Source organism: Pantoea sp. SIMBA_079 (assembly GCF_046940275.1).
GTDB classification, from domain to species: Bacteria; Pseudomonadota; Gammaproteobacteria; order Enterobacterales; family Enterobacteriaceae; genus Pantoea; species Pantoea borealis.
In genome coordinates this window covers 1-279 of record NZ_JAWRYR010000193.1, presented here as the reverse complement: position 1 = coordinate 279, position 279 = coordinate 1, and the positions used below count along the sequence as shown (strand labels likewise).

Annotated in this window: 1 protein-coding gene; it reads left to right on the top strand. The window is 63.4% G+C overall.

Translation table 11 applies throughout. The features are described from left to right. A partial coding sequence (locus SB719_RS19670; RefSeq protein WP_412159667.1) for a hypothetical protein occupies nucleotides 1-279 on the top strand: 279 nt, incomplete at both ends.

Here is a 279-nt window from a genome sequence, read left to right as displayed (position 1 = left end):
CGCGACTCGTTTTGCCAACCGCATGGCGAAGATTGCGCAGACGCATGAACTGACCGTGCTGATGCTGGCGCACACCCCCAAGAGCGGCGCGGAGTATTACGGCGCAGCGGCTTGGAACACCGCGGTACGCGTTCGGTGGTTCATGGAGGCCGAGGTGGAGTCGGACCCGGTGAACCCCGCACGCACCAGGAAGACAGGCCGCGTTTTCCTGTCACGTCCCAAAGCGAACTGGGGCAAGCAAGAAGGCGCCATCGCGATGCGGTGGAGCGATAACGCCTT